Source organism: Taibaiella helva, from assembly GCF_003545695.1.
Classification (GTDB): Bacteria; Bacteroidota; Bacteroidia; order Chitinophagales; family Chitinophagaceae; genus Taibaiella; species Taibaiella helva.
On the sequence record NZ_QUZZ01000010.1, the window covers coordinates 101,559 to 120,433 of the forward strand.

The following is an 18,875-nucleotide window of genomic DNA, read 5'->3' on the forward strand; positions in this document are numbered from 1 at the left end:
AAGCCTTAAGGCTGCTGCACCATTACTTTTTGCTGGAAGCGGGTGCCACCGGTTTCCAGCTGGAGCAGGTACATACCGGTGGGCATCTGCTGCAGGGAAATATCGAAGTTGTTCTTGCCTTCCGCGCTGTTTACCGTATAGCCGGCGATCTTTCTGCCGGCCAGGTCGGTAAAAGTAATCTGTGCCGTACCGGCGCTGGCACCGCTCCAGCGTACATGCAGCAGGTCGCGGGCGGGGTTGGGATATACGCTGAAGCCGGCATCAGCCGCAAGGCTGCTTACATTGCTCAGACCGCCCTGCTGTGGCGGCATACCGGCATTGAAGCAGAAGGTCTTCACTTCCTGGCTGGCGAATTGACCGCCGCTGGCCAGCACGGTATTCGTTGCATTGTCCTTTAGCGAATAAGAGCCGTTGCCGTAGGAGCAGCAGATCCCATCGCCATAGGCGTCCAGCATGGTCAGCGTATAGCAGCCATTGGGCAGGCAAAGGGGTACGGTAATGGTGGAACCATCGGGGGAGCTGCCATAGGTGCCGCCGGAAGCCACTATCGTTGAGGCGCTGTTTTTGATGTTCCAGCTGGTCTCTTCAGGATAGTTGTCCAGCACTATGGTCAGGGTTGCGCTGTTGGCGGTGCAGCCGCCGGTCCCGCCACAGGCGGTCAGGCAGGTGGCCGCGCTCACCCGGTTACGGATCAGATTGCCGGGCTGTGTGCCGAAGCCGTTGTTGAAATTGATGCCGGTTGAGGTCAGGTGGCAATAGCTCATGATGGTGCCGCCATTGGTGGGCGCCGGGCCGGGAGCACAGCCGCCCTCGGTTGTATAGCAGTTGTCCAGCGCGCCGCCTACCCAGCTGCAGCTTTGGGTATGCGGTGACCCCAGGTTGTGGCCCATCTCGTGGGTCATGACCTCTACTGACCAGGAATAGGTGGGCACGGTGCTGTAGCTGCTGTAGATATTGCTGTAAGCATAGCGGTATGAGTTATTGCACAGCACATCCACCCAGGCTACGCCGCCGATGTTCTGACCGCCAAGGGCCGCCAGGTGGGCAATGTCGCCGTTAAAGGTGGTACGTGTGGTACGGAATGTATTGAGAGCAGTGTTAGAGTTGGTGGTGGAGTAGGGATCCTGGCTGGTCCATACCATCACCTGTGAGATTGCAGTAGTGATCGACTCGTTGGCGTACAGTACCGCCAGGTTGTTGAATACTGCAGTAATGAAATTGGTCGCGCCGGTTACGCCGCCTTTGTTCGTATTCATCGCATAGTCGCATTCGAGGAATACCTTTACACATTTATCAGCAGTACCCCTGGCCGCCGTGTTCATGTATTCCCGCATTTTCTCCGTATAGCCCAGGGGCTCGATAGCCTGGCAGGGCGGCAGGGCGGGAGCGCGCAGCTTATTGTCGGAATACAGGATATAAGCGTTGTCGTTGCCTTCGGCCTGCAGTTTTCCCAGCACCAGGTTACCTTTATCCGGTGTTGCAGCAATACCGATAATCTCGTTCTCAAATATGCTGATGGCCACCGTGGTTTGCGGCATGCCTTTGATCACGCCGCGGTAATATACGCCTGGAGTATAGGCTACTGCTTTGTTGATGTCTTCGCTGGTGCTGACAAAAAAACTTTTATCCAGCGGGCTTTGCTGTACCAGCTCCAGCTCCAGCGGTGCATCCGAGGCTACCGGTATGCTCAGGGTCAGCGCATCAGGATGCTCGCGGAAGAGGCGCAGGGTTTGTTCGGGCGCCAGCTGCAGGTAAGTGGCATCGCTCACTACCTGGTCGCTGGCCCTTTTGGCCTGACCCTGTTCTTCCCGGAAGGGGGAATAAGTCCGGGTGAAAAGACCTTGTGCTTGTGCACGCGTTACTTGCTGGTCGATAGGACGGGTGCCGGTTTGTGCCAGGGTTACTCCGGCGCATAAGCACAGGCCGATACCCAGGAGCAGGATGGATACACGTTGTTTTTTCATAAAACAAGTTTTGGTGTGAATAATGTTGGTGTGAATAATGATGGTGTTACAAGCGCCGGCTACCTCCAACCGCATCGTGCGCCCTTACCTGCAAAAGGTGGGTATGCGGGGGCTGTTACAGGCAATACCTGTAAGTTTAAACGAATAAAGATCTGGATGGAGTAAGCAGTTTCCGGTAAAAGCGAACAATTGGTTTTAAGATAACCGGCGTTTAACAAATATATCCTATTTTCAGGCAAAATGTTACAGGTAAAAGCCTGAAAGGCTTACCAGGCTTATGTTTCGGCTTGTCGATCCGGCCTAAAGCTTTAGGCGCTAAGTGTTTGTGTCTTCACCATTGCATCGCCAATGTATGGTTTTAACGGAGTATAATCTTTTTATAAGGAAAAGATTAAGATAATTAATGCGAAATGAAATTTTACACTTCTAAAGTGAGAAATATACCTCGCCTGACTGCGGATAGCGTTCCTGAAGGCTCAGATAAATTTTACCCTGATCTGCAGGTTGCTGTTCCTGCCCTTATCGTCGGTACAGGAAACTTTGATCTCGTTGCCGGCAGGAATAAAGAACAGCTTTTCTTCTTTGGCGCAGTGCCCCAGGTAACGGTCGTTGATATACCAATATACCTTTTGCACATCGCTCCCGGCGGCGCAGCTGAGCTGAAGCTGCTGCTTGCCCTTGTCTGTGATAAGATAGGTGGCGCCTTCGGTGAGTGAGTTGATCACAGGGGCCTTTCCTTCAAAGTAGCGGCTGCAGGCGGGATTATGCTCTGGTATCCGGTCATAGGTAATGTGCCGGGAATCGTAGTAGGCAGCCAGCTCGGGATCGATATCAGGGAAGCTTTTGATCTTATAGCCCACTGCCGGGAGGCAGCTGGTGCAATAAGAAAAGCGCTCGTCGGCCGACAGGTAAGCCTCTTTCAAATGCCGGCAGGGCGCATTGTCCGAAATGCCGGGCAGATAGCAGTCGGTAAGCGTGGCGGTGCAATACTCGCCCGGAACTTTGCCGGTCTCAGCGCACACCAGCCGGAAGGCCAGTTGAGGAGGGGCAGCCTGCCAATCTTCCCGTCCGTTGCGGTCGATGGCGCCGAACAGCTGGAAGAGCAGGGGCGTGGCCGTGCCGGCCCCATTGAGCTCCGGCGCGCCCTGGCCCGAAAAATTACCGATCCATACGGCTATCGTATATCGCCTGTTGTAACCGATGCTCCAGGCATCGCGTCGGCCATACGAAGTACCGGTTTTCCAGGCCACGCGCGGTATGTTAGCAGCATTGGCAAAGTTGTTGGGCAGGTCCGGGCGGCGCAGCTCCGACAGGATCTGCGTGAGCATATAATTGGCGCCGGGGCTCAGCAGCCTCAGGCTGTCTTTGTCAGAAAGATTTTGTTCTTTGCCCATACGCCATTGCAAGGGGCGGTAAAGTCCTCCATGGGCAAAGCAGCAGTACAGGGAAGCCATCTCGTCGAGCCGCACGCCGCAGCCGCCCAGGATCATGGACAGGCCCAGCTTTTTGCGGCTGCGCCACACCGATTGAAAGCCTGCGGCATGCAGCTCATTCACAAAAACAGGTGTGCCGAGCTGGTTCAGCAGTTTCACGGCCGGTATATTCAGCGATTGCCTCAAAGCTTCCTCTACCGTCACCTTACCCCGGAAATCCAGGTCGTAGTTTTCCGGCGCATAGCCTTTCATATCTATAGGCACATCGTTAATGACCGTTTTGGGTGTGGCAAAACCCTTATCGAAAGCCAGCCCGTACAGCAAGGGTTTCAGCGCGCTGCCCGGAGAACGCAGCGCCTGTACGCCGTCGACCTGGCCATGATGCTCCTTGTCAAAAAAATCGGAAGAGCCGATATAGCCTTTTACCTGCCGGTTGCGGTTGTCGATGATGATCACTGCTGCATTGTGGATCTGGTGCAGCTTTAATGCCGAAACATATTGGGCGGTCAGCTCTTCGGCTTTGCGCTGTAGCCCCGCGTCGATCGTAGACGTGATATCCAGCACACCCGGGTAAGCCCGCCGCAACCGCAGCGCCAGCTGTGGCGCAGTACGGGGCGCGTTGTGCCGGTAAGCGTCCAGCGGCTCGGCCAGGGCATCGCGAATAATGTCGGGCGCAAACAACCCGGCTTCGCCGAAACGCTTCAGCCATTTGTTCCGCACGGTTACGATACGATCATTGTCTTTGCCTACCACCAGCGAGTTAGGCCGGTTGGGAATCACGCTCAGCGCGGTCAGCTCGGCCAGGGACAATTGATCCGGTGTTTTGCCGAAGTACAGCAGCGATGCAGCCTTCACCCCCTGTATGTTGGAGCCGTAAGGCACCAGGTTCAGGTACAGCTGCAGGATCTGGTTTTTGGAGTAATGCCCTTCCAGCTGCAAGGCCCGGAACATCTCAACCATTTTGTTGGTATAGGTCCGTTTACCGGGCGACAGCAGGCGGGCCACCTGCATGGTGATCGTAGAGGCGCCCGAAGTCCGCTTCAGGTGGAAGAGGTTGTTCCAGGCCGCTCTCACAACTGCCAGGGGATTGATGCCGGCATGGCGGTAAAAATATTTATCCTCCTTGAATACGATGGCCTGCCGCAACTCGGGCGTGATCTCCTCCAGGGTAGTAAACATGCGCCATTGCTGGTCGCGGGTAAGAAACATATACAAAGGTGTGCCGTCGGCTGCGCGCACCAGGGGAGCATACTCGGGATTGGGCCTTAGCGGGAAAAGCACGTCCAGTAAGGCAAACAGGGAACATAGTCCCAGCACGACATGAAAGCTCCGTTTCAGGAATTTTTTTCGGATGCCGTGATGAAGCGGCGGCGATAGTTGTTGCCGGAAGCGGTTAAGCATAGGATCAGGTCAGGTCCCTGGCAGGGCGGGATTAAAGGTACGGGATTTCGGAAGGAAGCGGAAGGCTGCTGGTTTTAATAGAGGTTTTACGAGGAGTGCGCAGGTGGCGTACCCCGCATTTTTATGTAGCAAATTCAATTGTAGGTACCTGTGTATGGTTAATTAGTGTTAATCGTTGTTAATTCTAATTTATTGTTTAAAATAACATTTTAAATTTAGGATTATTTATTTCACCAATTTGTTTAATTCCTCAATGCAATCTTATGAAAAAAACATTACTCGGCCTTCTGGCTTGTAGCCTTGCAGGCGGCCTTTGGGCCCAGACGCCCCAACAGAAAACACGCGCCGTAATCCTGGATTTCAGCGAAACCTGGTGCCCGCCCTGCGGTGCTTATGGTGTAGCTGTGGGCGACCAGCTGAATACTGAGCTGGCCAGCAGCGATAAAGGATACCTGATCGGTGTGAAGAATTCAAGCACACCCAGCACGATCAACGCTTTGGGCGGCAGCGCGCTGGCCTCGAATTTTGCCATACAGGGCGTGCCTACCTTTATCATCAATAAAGCTTCTGTACACGATGGGGTTACCGGCAACAACAGCGGCGATGTGCAGCGGATGATGGGTAAAGTGACCACAGCCACCGGTACGGCAGCAGTAGCGAGCGCTGCCGCCAATATTGCCATTAGCGGTAATACGATTACCGTCAATGCAAAAGCTAAATTCTGGTCGGCAGCTACCGGGCAATATTACATGTCCGTTTTCCTGACCGAGAATGATATTGAAGCCGATCAGAACAGTGCGCCCAGCAACCCCACCAAGCATCCGCATGTGCTGCGGGGTGCAATGGCTACTTCAGGCACTGCACTGGCCGGTACGCCCTGGGGAGAGCAGATCGGAACCGCCAGCATTGCTGCAAATGCCGAATTTACCAAGACTTTTAAAGTGGATATCAACAGTGGTTGGAATAAAGCCAAGCTGGAAGCTTATGTTATCCTTTTCAAAATGGAAGGCGGCAAGTACGAGATCATCAATGCCGAAAAAGCCAAGAGCGCTACCACAGGTATCAACGAGCTGGCCAATGTAGCACAGGTTGGTATCTATCCCAATCCCGCCTCCCAGACCGCGGTTTTGTCCATTACCGCCAGCGCACAGCAAACGGTCAATATTCACATTACCGATATGCTGGGCCGCAATGTTTATACCCGTGAAAACAATAACCTCGGCAAAGGGGAAAATCGCTTTACCCTGCCTTTAAGCCCATTGGGTGCAGGCTTTTACAATGTAGTGATCAGCGGCGAGAATGGTCGTATCGTGCAACGTCTTTCCGTGGAAAAATAAGAGCGGCATTTGTCAAGAAATGCTTCGCCGGGGCTCATCCGGAATATCCCTGCCTGCATGGCGGGGATATTTGTTTACAGACGGATGGCTGCGATTGTGCTACAGGCAAAAAAGATATGTCGCTACCGGCCGGAGGGCTTGTCATAACATGGCTACGTATAGGTCATCTTCTTTGGTATAATGAACTGTCAGTAATAAGTAGTATGGTAGATCATAAAATAAAAAATGAAATAATTAATCAGGATAATATTTTTTAAATTTGGCAGGAATAAATATTTACCTAAACACAAAAACATTTTATGGCAGTCAATTTTAAAAAGGCGGGTGCAGCAGCACTCATGCTCGTTTTGCTCGGCGGCAGCGCATCGGCGCAATATATCGGCACTACAGACCTGTCTACAGGCGTTCAGAACGGCACCTCGAACATGATCCCCTATGCATCGCCTGACGATACCTGGCAAGTCGCAGGACCCGGAGCTGTGGGTGGCCCTGACAGGCCAGGCGCTTACTGGCCAGCTTATGTCTGTTCCAATTTAAACGGCTCATGGGCTGTAAGCAACTGTGCACGCTGGATCACCCCTTACCTGGAAGCAGGTGGCATTGAGCCTTCTGCCGGTGCTTACGCCGGTTTGTGTACTTATCGTCGGAGTTTTAGTATGGATTATAGCTGTATGGATTGGGCGCAGGTCAATTTTTCTTATATCGGTGGCGATAATAATGTTACCGGCTTTAAAGTTAATGGACATGCCTATACACTTAATCCATCTTCCGGCAACGACTACAATCCATTAGCTCAAAATATTTCTTTCAGTGTTGATCCAAGCCACTTGCATCCCGGCAGCAACGTCATTACAATCGATGTGTATAACAATGATATTTTTACCGGCTTTTATGCCTGTGGAGGCATTACTATGAGCTTTTGCGCCGGCCTTAAACCGGAAGCGGAACAGGCTACGGCAGTAAGTGGAAGCGACCTGGTACTCTATAATGAAGCGGGTCCGGTTCCTATGGCCTTTAAACAGGATCGCTCTATGGGTAACCAGCCGAGCGTAATCGGGGATAAGCAAGGCATTGAAGTGTATCCCAATCCCAGCAATGGCCGATTCATGATTAAAATGAACAAGGCAATTGAGGGGGAAGCGACGATACTGGATTTCACCGGCAGAAGTGTCTACCGGGTACGCCTGCAGGACGCTGTTACTTCTTACCCGATAGATCTTTCCGCCTTGTCTAAGGGGATCTATATCCTTTCCGTCCGTACGCCCGGGGAAACCTATACACAGAAAATCACCCTGAAATAAAAAGCAGTACATAGGTACAAAAGCGCTCCACAACCGGTGGGGCGCTTTTGTATATACGCTCTTAAAAACGATACAGCTGTTTCAGGCTATGCCGGCAAGGATCTCCAGCGACTTTCGGATCATATGGTCGATAGCCCCGGGTGCATTTTCGGAGAAGGTCCTGGCCTGGCGGTTGGCGACGATCGTATTGATCGAAAGACAATGATGCCCCATCAGCTTGCCCAGCCCGTAAATGGCCGAGGTTTCCATCTCGAAATTGGTGATGCGGTGCATGCCGCTCCTGAAAGTGGATAAGGTATCGACGAGGTTAGGGAAGGCCAGGGGCAGCCGGAGCCGCCGGCCCTGCGGTGCATAGAAGCCGGGGCAGGTAACGGTGATGCCATGGGTATAGCCTTCGCTGAAGTGATTGAGCAGGCGCACCGACCCCTCTGCAACATAGGGTTGTATCGGGTTGCCGCCAAGCAGGGTATGGTTCTGGAAATCGTTCAGCACATAAGCTTCCTCGGCGTTGTTCTCGAACCGGTAGTAGTGCAGCAGGTTGTCGAGCCCTATGCCGAAGGTCGAAGCCACGAGGCTATCGACGGGCAGATCTTCCTGCAGCGAGCCGGAAGTACCCATGCGGATAATAGTAAGGCTGCGTGGGTGCTCCTTGGGCGTGCGTGTCGTAAAATCGATGTTGACCAGTGTATCCAGCTCATTCAGGGTAATGTCGATATTGTCGGGGCCTATGCCGCTGCTGACAACGCTTAGTCTTTTGCTACCGATATAGCCGGTATGGGTAACAAATTCACGATGTGCCTTGCGGTGCTCTATGCGGTCAAAATATTTGGATACCTCGGGTACGCGTCCGGGGTCGCCTACCGTGATCACCGTGTCGGCGATCTCATCGGGATGGACGTCCAGGTGGTAAATGCAGCCCGAAGGCGTAATGATCAGTTCGGAATTACCTATCATCAGCGTTAAAATAATTGAGGTGTACAAGATCGGAAGTCAAAGTAAGCAAATATCGCGCAGAGGATAAAGCGAAGAGATTATCCGTTTGTTATCAATGAAAAATAAGCTTAAAGAATATTTGAGAAACTGTTTGGAAAGTGACGATTCCTTATTACCTTTGCCCACCTTCAAAGCAAAAGGTATCGTGGCCGAGTGGCTAGGCTCAGCTCTGCAAAAGCTGCTACAGCGGTTCGAATCCGCTCGATACCTCGAGGTAATCGTCCCGCTGTTCAATCCGGCGGGATTTTTTTGAGCAAAATTTTTTTACCCTTACACAACCAAGTTGTGTTGCCTGTGTTAGTGAGAGGTTTTGAAACGTTAACAAAGCCTCAAAATACAGCAAGATCCCACAAATCTCATGGCCAAACCCAATAGCACATCCGGCAAAGGCGTCTATCTGAAGAACAAGCCGGCCACCTTCGAATACAGCATCGAAGACAAGCTTACTGCGGGTATCGTGCTTACCGGATCAGAGATCAAATCGGTAAGGATGGGTAAGGTGAGCTTCAACGACAGCTATTGTTTCTTTCACAAGGATGAGCTGTGGATCAGGAGCCTTCACATCGCCGAATACGTCAACGCCGGCTATGCCGGTCATGATCCTACCCGGGAGCGGAAGCTGCTGCTCAACCGGAAAGAGATCCGGAAATGGCAGCAGAAGATCAAAGAAAAGGGCTTTACCATCGTTCCCCTGTCGATGTATATCAATGAGAATGGCTTTGCCAAGCTGGATATAGGCCTTGGAAGAGGCAAGAAGCTCTACGACAAGCGCGAGACCATTAAGAACCGCGAAGCGGAACGCAGCATGAAAAGCGGTGATTGGTAATACAGATAAGATGGTTTAATAAATTATTATCAGATTGGTAGATATTTTATTATCCGCTTGTTTTGTATCCTTTTTTGATATATTAACAATTTGTTGTAATCTTATTATCATTTTCTTGATAAAGGTTCTTTATAAAGAAGTTTATTTTTGGCACAAATTTTGTGTAGCTACATGTCTATATGCAGGCTATGAAAATCAATGGTAAACTTTTGCTGGCAATCTTGTTGACCCTTTGCGCTTTTGGCGTTGCCGGCTTCGCTGCTTTTCGATAAAAACACCAACAAAAAATACGAACAATAACACTTACAAAAACAATAATTATGAAAAAAGCACGTCTGATCTTAGCTGTTTCTTTACTGACGGTAGGTACTTTTGCCGCGGTTACATTCTCATCCTGCTCCAAAGACGATGTTTGCCCTGTCGGCTATACGGGTAAAGACTGTAAAACATTGGTGCGCGACGGTTTTCTGGGCACCTGGAAAGGAACGGATATTTGTACCAGTGGAAGCTACAATGTAACGCTTAGTGTAAACCCCTCCAGCTCCAGCGAAATAAATGCATTGATTAATAATGTCGCTGGTTTTGGTAACAACGTTACAATTACCGGAACGGTAACCGGTGATAACACTTTGCAATTTACCAACCAGGACGTTGGCGGATCGCGTACACTGAGCGGTACCATGACCTTTAGCGGAACCAGCATGTCCTTCAGTTATAAGGTGCAGGGCATTAATGATGCCGACGATTGTAATGGTTCATACAATAAATTGTAAGCGATTTGGAAAGAACGGCTGCTCTTAATAAGGGATAAGTTGTTTGTAAATAATAAAAATCCCCGGCTGCTAAAGGCCGGGGGATTTTTTGTGAAGACCTTGTGCAATATTTTGTATCGGGAAGTAGCTGCGAGGCCCCTTAAATTTTGCTTGTTCTCCTGTCAATTTTTTTGCGGGCAGGTAACACCATATCCGTCGGGGGAGGGGTAATATAATTTCCTTTTGAAATGGCATAGGTAGGTTGTGTAGACATGAATCCAATAGGCACAAAAAAGAACCTGCTTCAGCAGGTTCTTTTTTTTTAAAAAAGTTAATGACATTAATTAGCTCCGGGACGATCAGATACGGACTTGGGTGCTTCTTTGCTTTGTGTTCCGTTTTTATTGTGTGTGGCATCCGTTGCCCCTGGTCTGTATGAAGGGCTTGTTTTGTCAATTACCGACTCTTTTTTGGGATCATCAGTTACGGTCTCCTTCTTGGTGATGGTTGTTTTCTTACCACCGTTGCTTTTCTTCACTACGGTAGTAGTTGTTGTCTTTTTAGTAGCCGCGATCACAGAATCGATCACACGTATAGAATCGGCTTTACGCGCTTCATCAGCTGCTTTGGCATTGATAGTAGAATCGTTCTGCGCTTTAAGGGCAGCCTGGGCCGAATCCATTTTCGCTTTTGCAATAGAATCTGCCTGGGCCGCAGTGTAAGAACCTTCTTGGTTGTTACCGCCGTTACATGCTGCAAAAGCTACAGCTGTTGCAGCAGCTAAAATCAAAAGGCTTTGTTTCATAAACTGTTATTTTTTGTTAGAGGTTGTATAGCAAAAATAATACCAATTATTTAGGGAATAAAACAATGTCCATAAAAGTTTAGAGAAAAACCATTAAAGTATTTCTAAAACGGGAAAATAGCTTATTGGTTTCCGGGGCTACCGTTATGGAATATGCGGCAGTATGCATCATTGCTGTAAAATAAAGACGCTTATGGCTATCATCCGGCTCCCCGAGCCCTGCGCTGTATCCTGGATGGACATGGCTCCGGCCGCCGGCGGCCGTTTCTGCAGCCAATGCAGCCAGGTGGTCATCGACTTTACCCAATGGACGCCGGAGGCTACCCTGGCATACCTCCGACAGCACCAGGGCGCCTGCGGCCGCTTTCGTAAGGACCAGCTGGACCGCACCATTCCCGAACCGGAAGTCTTCATCACCCGGCTGAACGAATCCGTGTTGCCGTTCCGCTCCCGTATAGCGCTGGTGGTGGTCTTTGTGTTCGCGATCATGAGCAGCTCCTGCCATACGGAAGCCGTAGGCGATCGGTCGGCGGTTCCCGAAGAACATACTGCTGTACAGCCAACGACGGGACTGCCCCTGGTGCAGGCCGTTTCCCAGCCCGATACCGTACCAGCGCCGCGCAAAGCAAAATTGAAAAACAAGCCGGCGCCGACTGTAGCAGAACCTGTAATCGCAGTACCCATGGAAAATATGGGCGGCGTTCCTGTGATCGAGGAGGAAAGGCCGGTAGTGCAGTCACCCGATAGCCTGCAATAGCGCTTATACGGATATGTCCTCACAAGGGCACATCTGCAGGGAAACCGGTACGGATTTACATTCTCCTGTTTCGCAATTGTTCAGACAAGTTAAGTTTGTGTCCGCAATCAAAAGCATCACGGTTTATTTTTCATTTAACAGCAAATGATGAAGATCGAAAATCCTCAAAACAGGTCCCTGCAGGAAGTATTGTCCCGGCTGGCGTCCAAGTACCCTGGCGCAGAGATCAAAAAGCCCTTTCTTACGCCACGTACGATCATCGCACCGCGGGAGAATTTCAAATTCCTGGTACGGGACCGTTCGCAGTTCTTCCGGGTCGATTTTACCCCGCCGGCGCTATGGATCGTTGCGGCCATCGTGCTGAGCTCCGTACTCGTTTCCGCCATCCTGAGCCTTATTTACGGCCAGTTCGTATTCGGCTTCGGAGGCGTGCTTTGGATCCTGCTGAGCCTGCTGATCGTAAAAGCGATCTTCAAAAGCAGGAATAAAGCGAAATTCGACGCCTTTTATACCGATCTGCAGCATGCTGTTAACAGCAACGATGAATCCTCGATATTTTGATTGTTCAGCCCCTTACCCACACCTTTAAACAACCCAACCGATGCCCTGCTACGCAATGAACCGGGTACTTTCCGGGATTGATGAGATCGAGGCAGCATTCAGAAGAATTACCGGAGACCGTTACCGTTATGTGACCGCACATGATGGCGACGGCTCCGGTTTGTCGGGTCGTGCCGGGCACAACCGGCTGCTGGTACAGCAAAATGCCTATCATGGCGTAGAGATCTGCTTCCTGGAGAAAAACGGCAGGCAGTTCCTCACCACTGCCTGGGTAAGCCCCAATGTCGTGCTGGGCTCCCTGCTGGGCAAAAACGGGTTACTGGACCGCTTTGTAGGCCGGTCAATCTTCGGTACCCGGAGGCAGCTGGTTATCGATGTGAACAACGTCATCGTCAGCGCTTTTCCTGTCACGGTGCTGGATTCCGGTATGCCGGGCCACAAAAAGTAAGCAGGCCCGCTTTATTAAACCAAGACATGAACAATTTCCAGGTTTCTTTCTGCGATCCCTTTCAATCTGGTATCACCGGGTACGGTGAAAAGAGCCGTATTGAAGTGATCCCCTTATACCACACCATACCCTGGCTGCAGCTGAATGAGGCAATCTATACCCGGCATGATGAGGTCGTGAATGATTTCTGGTTCCTGGAGGTCAGCTACCAGGACCAGGACGGTCTGAAGCATACCCTGAACCTCTCTCCGGAATATGTGACCGGAGCGGGACCGGGGCGCGAAGACCTGCGGTTCACCCTCCGCTATATCCGTCCCAGGATGCGCAAGCGCCTGTTTGGGGGCGAGAAGCTGGATAAACATTATGTGACCGAACGCGAAGACAATAACGAGGAGCAAACCCTGAATTGCCTTATCGCGTTTATGGACCAGGACGTCGTTTTCCTGGAACGCTACCTGGAAGCATGAGGCCCGGAGAAGCCTGCATAACTAATCATAGCCATATCTTCTTAATACGGTATTTTTGTGCCGGAGCATTATCTGTCTCCGGTATCCATGAGCATCCTGCCTTCCGACCACCAGCCACAGGCCGTCACCCGGCTCACCGCGTTATGGGCGCTGAATGAAAGCGGCCTGGGCGGGCTGATGTTTGCCCTTAAGATCCCTTTCACCGGTATTTTTGTCGGCGGCTTTGCCGTAGTGCTGATCGGGCTCATTGCCTGGTACAGCAGGTTCAGCTTTAAAGCCATAATGAAAGCCACGGTGCTGGTGCTGATCGTTAAGGCCACAGTAAGCCCGCATGCACCGCCGCCGGCCTACCTGGCGGTAGCTTTCCAGGGGCTGCTCGGCGCTTTGCTCTACAGTAATATCCGCAGCTTTACGCTGGCCTCTCTGCTGCTGGCGCCGCTGGCGATGCTGGAGTCGGCGCTGCAAAAGCTGATCGTGCTCACACTGATCTACGGAAATTCGCTGTGGACTGCGGTAAACCGCTTGTTTGAAGGCGTTAGCCGTGATTTTTTCCTGCCGGCGCATGTTCCTTTCAGCTATGGTATCATTGGCTTGTACCTGCTGCTTTACCTGGTATGGGGGCTGGTTACCGGTTGGTATGCCGCCGGGCTTCCCGGCCGTATCGGCAGGCATGCCGATGAAGTGCTGCTGTTCTACCGCAGCCGGCCGGCGGAAGAACGCCAGGTGCTGCAGGCTATGCGGCGCAGGCCTTTCCGGCGTTGGCTGATACCTGTCTTATTGCTGCTGTTTATTATCGCGGTATTACTTTGGGGTAACCGAAACCCTGGCAGCTTTGCAGGCTACATCGTCCTGCGCAGCATGGCTATGGTTATCCTGCTGTTCTTTGTGTTGCGTCCCTTGCTCAACCGGCTGATCCTTTACTGGCTGCGTACCCGCGACAGCGGTACCCGGCAGCAGGCCGCAGAGCTGATCGGTATGCTGCCCGGGCTGCAGCGCTTCCTGCGGCCCTCCTGGCAGCTGGCCCGCAACCATGGCGGCAAAATACGCCGGCTGTCTTTTTTTATCCTGAGCCTTGTTATTCTTTCCCTTTATGAAGAAGCCCGACCTGATCCATATCCTGGCCGGCCCGGTACGCTCGGGTAAGACAACACAGCTGCAACGCTGGCTGGAAAGCGGCGTCAGCGCTGCCGGTATCCTGACACCCGATGCCGAAGGCGTTCGTATGCTTTACGATATCGGGCGGAAGCAATATCATCGCTTCGAAGTATCCGAAACCTATGGGGGGGAAAAAGTGACCATCGGCCGGTTCTGCTTTGCCCGGCAGGCTTTCGACCGGGGCAAGGCCATACTGGAGCGCCCTTATCCCGCCACTGCCGCCTGGCTGGTCATCGACGAGGTAGGAAAGCTGGAAATAGCACAGGGAGAGGGCTGGGAGCCCATGGTCCTGCGCAGCATAGCTGCCTGCCGGGAAGGCCGCCTGGGCTGCCGTTTGCTGCTGGTGGTACGGGATAGCCTGCTGGGGCAGGCCTTGCGGAAATATGACCTGGAAACATCGGCGGTGATCACCACGCAATTTCCCTTATGACAGATCCATCCTGCATCGGCATCGTGGTCTGTGGCGGGCAAAGCCGCCGCATGGGGCAAGACAAAAGCCTGATGATCTATCACGAGCTGCCGCAACGTTACCACCTGGCGGCGATGCTGCAGTCCTGCTGTAACAAAGTGCTGCTTTCGCTCAACCCGGTACAGGAAGACAATAGCGCATACCCGGTGCTGGTGGATGCCGCGCCCTATCACTACGCCGGCCCGGCAGCCGCTCTGCTGACGGCGTCGGCCGCTTTTCCGGGGCGTGATTTCCTGCTGCTGGGCTGCGATTATCCCTTGCTGGATGAACAGGAGCTTCATCGTTTTATAAAGACCTTGCAACAACAAACTATTGCGGCGGCCTTTTATAATGAAGCGGCTGGGCTCTATGAGCCGCTCCTGGCCTACTATTCAGCCGCCGCTGCCCACCTGCTGCACGCGCAATACCTTGAGGGGCAGAGCTCCCTGCAGCGGCTGCTGCACAAGGTCGGCGCCGATCGCTATTTTCCGGGGCACAGCGATACCATCTTCAGCGCCGATAACCCCGATGCTGCGCGGCAAGCCCGGGTGCTGCTGGCTCAAAGAAAAAAGGGCGGGGACCTGCAATAATGCGGAACTAATCCTACTTTTGGTTTATGCTGAAGGACTGCGTTGCGAAGACCGGCATTATCCGGGTAAGCGGCTGCCGGCAGGCGGTAGCAGAGGATGTGCTGGCGGTGGAAGAGCCGCTGGAGATCCGGCTGCTGTATCACGATCCGCAACCGGTATTGCGCAAGCTATCGGTAACGATGCGTACACCCGGCCATGATGCCGACCTGGCTGCAGGCTTCCTGTTTACCGAAGGCATTCTGCAAAGCAACGCCCAGATCGAAGCGCTGACCCAACCGGAGGAGAACGTCATACAGGTAGCGCTGGTTCCCGGGGCCAGGCCCGTGCTCTCCCGGGCGGACCGCAATTTTTATACGACTTCCAGCTGCGGCGTTTGCGGCAAGTCCAGCATCGATGCGATACGTACGGTATCGGCTTATGCCGAGCAGCCTGATACGCTTTCGGTCCCGGCTGCGCTGCTGTACCGCTTGCCGGAGCTATTGCGGGCACAGCAGGAAGTATTTGAAAGCACCGGTGGCCTGCATGCTTCGGCTTTGTTTGATACAGAAGGCAGGTTCCTCGACCTGAGAGAGGATGTGGGGCGGCACAATGCCCTGGACAAGCTGATCGGCGCGGCTTTCAGGGTACAGCGCCTGCCACTGGACCAGGTGATCCTGCTGCTGAGCGGAAGGGCCAGCTTTGAGCTGGTGCAGAAGGCTGCCATGGCGGGCATCCGCGTGGTTGCTGCTGTGGGCGCGCCTTCCAGCCTGGCAGTAGCGCTGGCGGAAGAGCAGGGGATGACCCTCGCCGGCTTCCTGAGAGAAGAACGTTTTAATATTTATACCGGCGGGCATCGGATCACTTTTCCTGCCGGCGCTTAAATGGTTTTATGAAAATAAGGATCAAAGGAAATTCAGTGCGTTACAGGCTGTCCAAAACAGATGTTGCCCTGCTGACCGAACAAGGTTATTGTGAAGAGCAAACGGTTTTCGGACCTTCGACGCTGACCTATACCCTGGTGCGCAAAGCAGAGAATGACGGGCTGACGGCCACCTATACTGATCATAAAATTACCGTAGCTATACCGGATGCCCTGCTACAGGGCTGGGCCGATAACCAGGTGGTGGGCTTTGACCGGCATATGCCTTTAGGTAATGATGCTTCCCTGTACCTGCTGGTCGAAAAGGATTTCAAATGCCTGGACGATACTACCGAAGATCAATCCGATAACTACGACAACCCCAACCAAACCTGCTGATCTATGGAAGAGGAGCTGAGTGCCTTGCCCGATGCGGAAAACCCGGAGGAATTCACCGGCCTGAAGCTGGGCCGGATCAAAAAAACGGCGGCCGGCGTACCGGCGGTGCTGTCTGCATTTAAAATGATGCTTTCCGAAGCCGGGCTCTTCCGGGGCAACAAAGCCTTGTCCCATCTCAATAAAAAAGGCGGCTTTGACTGTCCCAGCTGCGCCTGGCCCGATCCTGACGATGAGCGTTCCGGCATTGCCGAGTATTGCGAGAACGGCGCCAGGGCTGTGGCAGAAGAAGCAACAACCAAAAAGCTGACACCGACATTTTTTGCCGAACATTCCGTATCCGATCTTTCGCTGCTTTCCGATTACGAGATCGGCGGCAAGGGACGCATTGCGCAGCCCATGTACCTGCCCAAAGGGGGCAGCCACTACCAGCCTGTCACCTGGAAAGAGGCTTTTGAAAAGATCGCTTTGCACCTCAATATCCTGTCTTCGCCCGACGAAGCGGCCTTCTATACTTCGGGTCGCACCAGCAATGAGGCTGCTTTCCTGTACCAGCTGTTTGTAAGGGAATACGGTACCAATAACCTTCCCGATTGCAGCAATATGTGCCACGAGAGCAGCGGCGTGGCGCTGGGCGAATCGCTGGGCATCGGTAAAGGCTCGGTAAAGCTGGAAGATTTTTATGAAGCGGAAGTGATCCTGATCCTGGGCCAGAATCCCGGGACCAACCATCCGCGTATGCTGTCGGCGCTGCAAAAGGCCAAACGTAACGGCGCCACCATTATTTCAGTCAATCCCCTGCCGGAGACAGGCCTTATGCGCTTCAACAATCCGCAGCAGCTGAAAGGCGTGCTGGGAATAGATTCGGCGCTTACCGATCTTTTCCTGCAGGTGCGTATCAATGGCGATATGGCTTTGCTGCAGGCGATCAGCCAGCTTTTGTTTGAAGAAGAGCTGCGGCATCCCGGTACCGTATTCGATCCCGCTTTCATAGACAAGCATACGGAAGGTTATGCCGCCTACGCCCAACATATAGCTGAGCTCGATTTCCATGCGCTGGTGCAGGCATCGGGTGTGGCGGAAGATGAGGTGCGGGAAGCGGCTGCACTGCTCCGCAATAAAAAGAAGATCATCGCCTGCTGGGCTATGGGCCTTACCCAGCACAGGAATGCGGTGGATACGATCAAGGAGGTCGTTAACCTGCTCTTGCTTAAAGGCAGCATTGGTAAGCCCGGCGCCGGTACCTGCCCGGTGCGTGGGCACAGCAATGTGCAGGGCGACCGCACCATGGGCATCTATGAAAAGCCTTCCGAGCGCTTCCTGCAGGCGATCGCCGGGCAGTTCGGCTTTACGCCGCCGCAGAAGCATGGTTATGATGTGGTGGAGAGCATCAAGGCGATGCATGAGGGCAAGGTGAAAGTGTTTATCGCCATGGGCGGTAATTTCCTGAGCGCAACCCCCGACACGGTATATACGGCGGAAGCCCTCCGCCGCTGCAGGCTTACCGTTCATGTGTCGACCAAGCTGAACCGGAGCCACCTGGTGCACGGCGGGGAAGCGCTGATACTGCCCTGCCTGGGGCGGAGCGATAAGGACATGATCAATGGCGAAAACCAGTTTGTGACCTGCGAGAATTCCATGGGTGTGGTGCAGGCTTCCAAAGGTGTGCTGAAACCGGTATCGCCCAGGCTGCTGAGCGAGCCGGTGATCGTAAGCCGCATGGCCCGCGCGGTGCTGGGTGGCTTCAGTAAGGTGAACTGGGAAAAGTATGCCCAGCATTACGACAATATCCGAGACGATATCGAAAAGACCATACCCGGCTTTGAAGATTATAACCGCAGGGCACGTGAGGACGGCGGCTTCTACCTTCCCAATTGCAACCGCGACGGCCGCTTCGATACCTTCAGCGGCAAGGCGCAGTTCAATATCGCCCAGCCGGAGCATATGGCGCTGGCCGATGACGAGCTGATGATGATGACCATCAGGAGCCACGATCAGTTCAATACGACCATCTACGGGCTCAATGATCGTTACCGGGGTATTTATAACGAGCGCAGGATAATCCTCATGAACCAGGCCGATATGAACGAACGCGGTCTGCAGCAGGGCGATGTGGTCGACCTGTTCAACCACTACGGTGGCAGCACGCGCGTAGCCCATAAATTTATTGTGGTGCCTTATCCTATACCCCGGAAATGTACCGCTACCTATTTTCCCGAAGCCAATGTACTGGTGCCTGTAGACAGCGTTGCCGACAAAAGCAATACGCCTACTTCCAAAATGGTGATACTTACCTTGCGTAAGCATGAGGAACTGCCGGCTTCCTTCACAGGTAGCCAGGCATAGTCCGGCCGCGCCCGGTTTAATGCTGCCCGGCCCGGGCATTCTGCTTACATTTGGGTG

At 52.9% G+C, this 18,875-nt stretch carries 18 protein-coding genes and 1 tRNA gene; 15 read left to right on the plus strand and 4 right to left on the minus strand.

All coding sequences use genetic code 11. The features are described from left to right. Positions 1-5: 5 nt before the first annotated feature. Positions 6-1,964: a zinc-dependent metalloprotease gene (locus tag DZC79_RS15965; RefSeq protein ID WP_198666917.1), complete on the minus strand. Its 1,959-nt coding sequence runs from the start codon at positions 1,962-1,964 to the stop codon at positions 6-8. Positions 1,965-2,440: 476 nt separating this feature from the next. Then, a complete protein-coding gene (gene pbpC, locus DZC79_RS15970; RefSeq protein WP_118952611.1) occupies positions 2,441-4,798 on the minus strand; it encodes a penicillin-binding protein 1C in 2,358 nt (785 codons plus the stop codon). Between the two features lie 263 nt (positions 4,799-5,061). Between pbpC and DZC79_RS15975 the strand changes: the two genes are divergently transcribed. Continuing rightward, complete coding sequence (locus DZC79_RS15975; RefSeq protein ID WP_118952612.1) at positions 5,062-6,135, plus strand: Omp28-related outer membrane protein; 1,074 nt, start codon at positions 5,062-5,064, stop codon at positions 6,133-6,135. Positions 6,136-6,434: 299 nt separating this feature from the next. Further along, positions 6,435-7,436, plus strand: coding sequence for a T9SS type A sorting domain-containing protein (locus DZC79_RS15980; RefSeq protein ID WP_118952613.1), 1,002 nt, complete (start codon positions 6,435-6,437; stop codon positions 7,434-7,436). Between the two features lie 81 nt (positions 7,437-7,517). Here DZC79_RS15980 and DZC79_RS15985 read toward each other — a convergent pair whose 3' ends face one another. Beyond that, a complete protein-coding gene (locus DZC79_RS15985) occupies positions 7,518-8,390 on the minus strand; it encodes a nucleoside phosphorylase (RefSeq protein ID WP_118952614.1) in 873 nt (290 codons plus the stop codon). A gap of 178 nt (positions 8,391-8,568) precedes the next feature. On the opposite strand from DZC79_RS15985, the gene DZC79_RS15990 reads away from it, so the two are divergent. From DZC79_RS15990 to DZC79_RS16000, 3 genes are all read left to right on the plus strand, one after another. Continuing rightward, positions 8,569-8,639 (plus strand) — tRNA-Cys (locus DZC79_RS15990). A gap of 148 nt (positions 8,640-8,787) precedes the next feature. After that, complete coding sequence (gene smpB, locus DZC79_RS15995; RefSeq protein WP_118952615.1) at positions 8,788-9,255, plus strand: SsrA-binding protein SmpB; 468 nt, start codon at positions 8,788-8,790, stop codon at positions 9,253-9,255. 320 nt (positions 9,256-9,575) lie between these two features. Continuing rightward, complete coding sequence (locus tag DZC79_RS16000) at positions 9,576-10,028, plus strand: hypothetical protein (protein WP_118952616.1); 453 nt, start codon at positions 9,576-9,578, stop codon at positions 10,026-10,028. Between the two features lie 319 nt (positions 10,029-10,347). Here DZC79_RS16000 and DZC79_RS16005 read toward each other — a convergent pair whose 3' ends face one another. Next, the gene (locus tag DZC79_RS16005) at positions 10,348-10,812 is read right to left on the minus strand and encodes a hypothetical protein (protein WP_118952617.1); all 465 of its coding nucleotides are present in this window, start codon (positions 10,810-10,812) and stop codon (positions 10,348-10,350) included. A 193-nt stretch (positions 10,813-11,005) separates the two neighbouring features. On the opposite strand from DZC79_RS16005, the gene DZC79_RS16010 reads away from it, so the two are divergent. From DZC79_RS16010 to DZC79_RS16055, 10 genes are all read left to right on the plus strand, one after another. Next, entirely contained in the window at positions 11,006-11,569 is a 564-nt protein-coding gene (locus DZC79_RS16010; RefSeq protein ID WP_118952618.1) for a hypothetical protein, read from the plus strand. Positions 11,570-11,713: 144 nt separating this feature from the next. Continuing rightward, complete coding sequence (locus DZC79_RS16015; RefSeq protein WP_118952619.1) at positions 11,714-12,130, plus strand: hypothetical protein; 417 nt, start codon at positions 11,714-11,716, stop codon at positions 12,128-12,130. Positions 12,131-12,170: 40 nt separating this feature from the next. Next, on the plus strand, positions 12,171-12,578 hold the full coding sequence (locus DZC79_RS16020; protein WP_157977200.1) for a hypothetical protein: 408 nt from the start codon (positions 12,171-12,173) through the stop codon (positions 12,576-12,578). A gap of 26 nt (positions 12,579-12,604) precedes the next feature. Beyond that, positions 12,605-13,045, plus strand: coding sequence for a hypothetical protein (locus DZC79_RS16025; protein ID WP_118952621.1), 441 nt, complete (start codon positions 12,605-12,607; stop codon positions 13,043-13,045). Between the two features lie 57 nt (positions 13,046-13,102). Continuing rightward, complete coding sequence (locus tag DZC79_RS16030; protein WP_157977201.1) at positions 13,103-14,188, plus strand: hypothetical protein; 1,086 nt, start codon at positions 13,103-13,105, stop codon at positions 14,186-14,188. Further along, positions 14,136-14,630: a nucleoside-triphosphatase gene (locus DZC79_RS16035; RefSeq protein WP_118952623.1), complete on the plus strand. Its 495-nt coding sequence runs from the start codon at positions 14,136-14,138 to the stop codon at positions 14,628-14,630. The genes DZC79_RS16030 and DZC79_RS16035 overlap by 53 nt, the downstream gene beginning before the upstream one ends. Next, a complete protein-coding gene (locus tag DZC79_RS16040) occupies positions 14,627-15,238 on the plus strand; it encodes an NTP transferase domain-containing protein (protein WP_118952624.1) in 612 nt (203 codons plus the stop codon). Before DZC79_RS16035 ends, DZC79_RS16040 begins: the two co-directional genes overlap by 4 nt. A gap of 26 nt (positions 15,239-15,264) precedes the next feature. After that, positions 15,265-16,098, plus strand: a complete 834-nt coding sequence (gene fdhD / locus DZC79_RS16045; RefSeq protein ID WP_118952625.1) for a formate dehydrogenase accessory sulfurtransferase FdhD — start codon at positions 15,265-15,267, stop codon at positions 16,096-16,098. A gap of 8 nt (positions 16,099-16,106) precedes the next feature. After that, positions 16,107-16,475 carry a DUF7009 family protein gene (locus DZC79_RS16050; protein ID WP_118952626.1) on the plus strand — a complete coding sequence of 123 codons (369 nt, stop codon included), beginning with the start codon at positions 16,107-16,109 and terminating at the stop codon, positions 16,473-16,475. A 3-nt stretch (positions 16,476-16,478) separates the two neighbouring features. Continuing rightward, the gene (locus DZC79_RS16055; protein WP_118952627.1) at positions 16,479-18,818 is read left to right on the plus strand and encodes an FdhF/YdeP family oxidoreductase; all 2,340 of its coding nucleotides are present in this window, start codon (positions 16,479-16,481) and stop codon (positions 18,816-18,818) included. The last annotated feature ends 57 nt before the right edge of the window (positions 18,819-18,875 follow it).

Excerpts from the sequence above, each read along its gene's own strand:
- DZC79_RS15980 (WP_118952613.1), top strand. The coding sequence starts at position 6,435 with ATGGCAGTCAATTTTAAAAAGGCGGGTGCAGCAGCACTCATGCTCGTT.
- fdhD (WP_118952625.1), top strand. The coding sequence starts at position 15,265 with ATGCTGAAGGACTGCGTTGCGAAGACCGGCATTATCCGGGTAAGCGGC.
- DZC79_RS15985 (WP_118952614.1), bottom strand. The coding sequence starts at position 8,390 with ATGATAGGTAATTCCGAACTGATCATTACGCCTTCGGGCTGCATTTAC.
- DZC79_RS16005 (WP_118952617.1), bottom strand. The coding sequence starts at position 10,812 with ATGAAACAAAGCCTTTTGATTTTAGCTGCTGCAACAGCTGTAGCTTTT.
- DZC79_RS16055 (WP_118952627.1), top strand. The coding sequence starts at position 16,479 with ATGGAAGAGGAGCTGAGTGCCTTGCCCGATGCGGAAAACCCGGAGGAA.
- DZC79_RS16010 (WP_118952618.1), top strand. The coding sequence starts at position 11,006 with ATGGCTATCATCCGGCTCCCCGAGCCCTGCGCTGTATCCTGGATGGAC.
- DZC79_RS16020 (WP_157977200.1), top strand. The coding sequence starts at position 12,171 with ATGCCCTGCTACGCAATGAACCGGGTACTTTCCGGGATTGATGAGATC.
- DZC79_RS16035 (WP_118952623.1), top strand. The coding sequence starts at position 14,136 with ATGAAGAAGCCCGACCTGATCCATATCCTGGCCGGCCCGGTACGCTCG.
- DZC79_RS15975 (WP_118952612.1), top strand. The coding sequence starts at position 5,062 with ATGAAAAAAACATTACTCGGCCTTCTGGCTTGTAGCCTTGCAGGCGGC.
- DZC79_RS16050 (WP_118952626.1), top strand. The coding sequence starts at position 16,107 with ATGAAAATAAGGATCAAAGGAAATTCAGTGCGTTACAGGCTGTCCAAA.
- DZC79_RS16025 (WP_118952621.1), top strand. The coding sequence starts at position 12,605 with ATGAACAATTTCCAGGTTTCTTTCTGCGATCCCTTTCAATCTGGTATC.
- DZC79_RS16040 (WP_118952624.1), top strand. The coding sequence starts at position 14,627 with ATGACAGATCCATCCTGCATCGGCATCGTGGTCTGTGGCGGGCAAAGC.
- pbpC (WP_118952611.1), bottom strand. The coding sequence starts at position 4,798 with ATGCTTAACCGCTTCCGGCAACAACTATCGCCGCCGCTTCATCACGGC.
- DZC79_RS16015 (WP_118952619.1), top strand. The coding sequence starts at position 11,714 with ATGATGAAGATCGAAAATCCTCAAAACAGGTCCCTGCAGGAAGTATTG.
- DZC79_RS16000 (WP_118952616.1), top strand. The coding sequence starts at position 9,576 with ATGAAAAAAGCACGTCTGATCTTAGCTGTTTCTTTACTGACGGTAGGT.
- smpB (WP_118952615.1), top strand. The coding sequence starts at position 8,788 with ATGGCCAAACCCAATAGCACATCCGGCAAAGGCGTCTATCTGAAGAAC.
- DZC79_RS15965 (WP_198666917.1), bottom strand. The coding sequence starts at position 1,964 with ATGAAAAAACAACGTGTATCCATCCTGCTCCTGGGTATCGGCCTGTGC.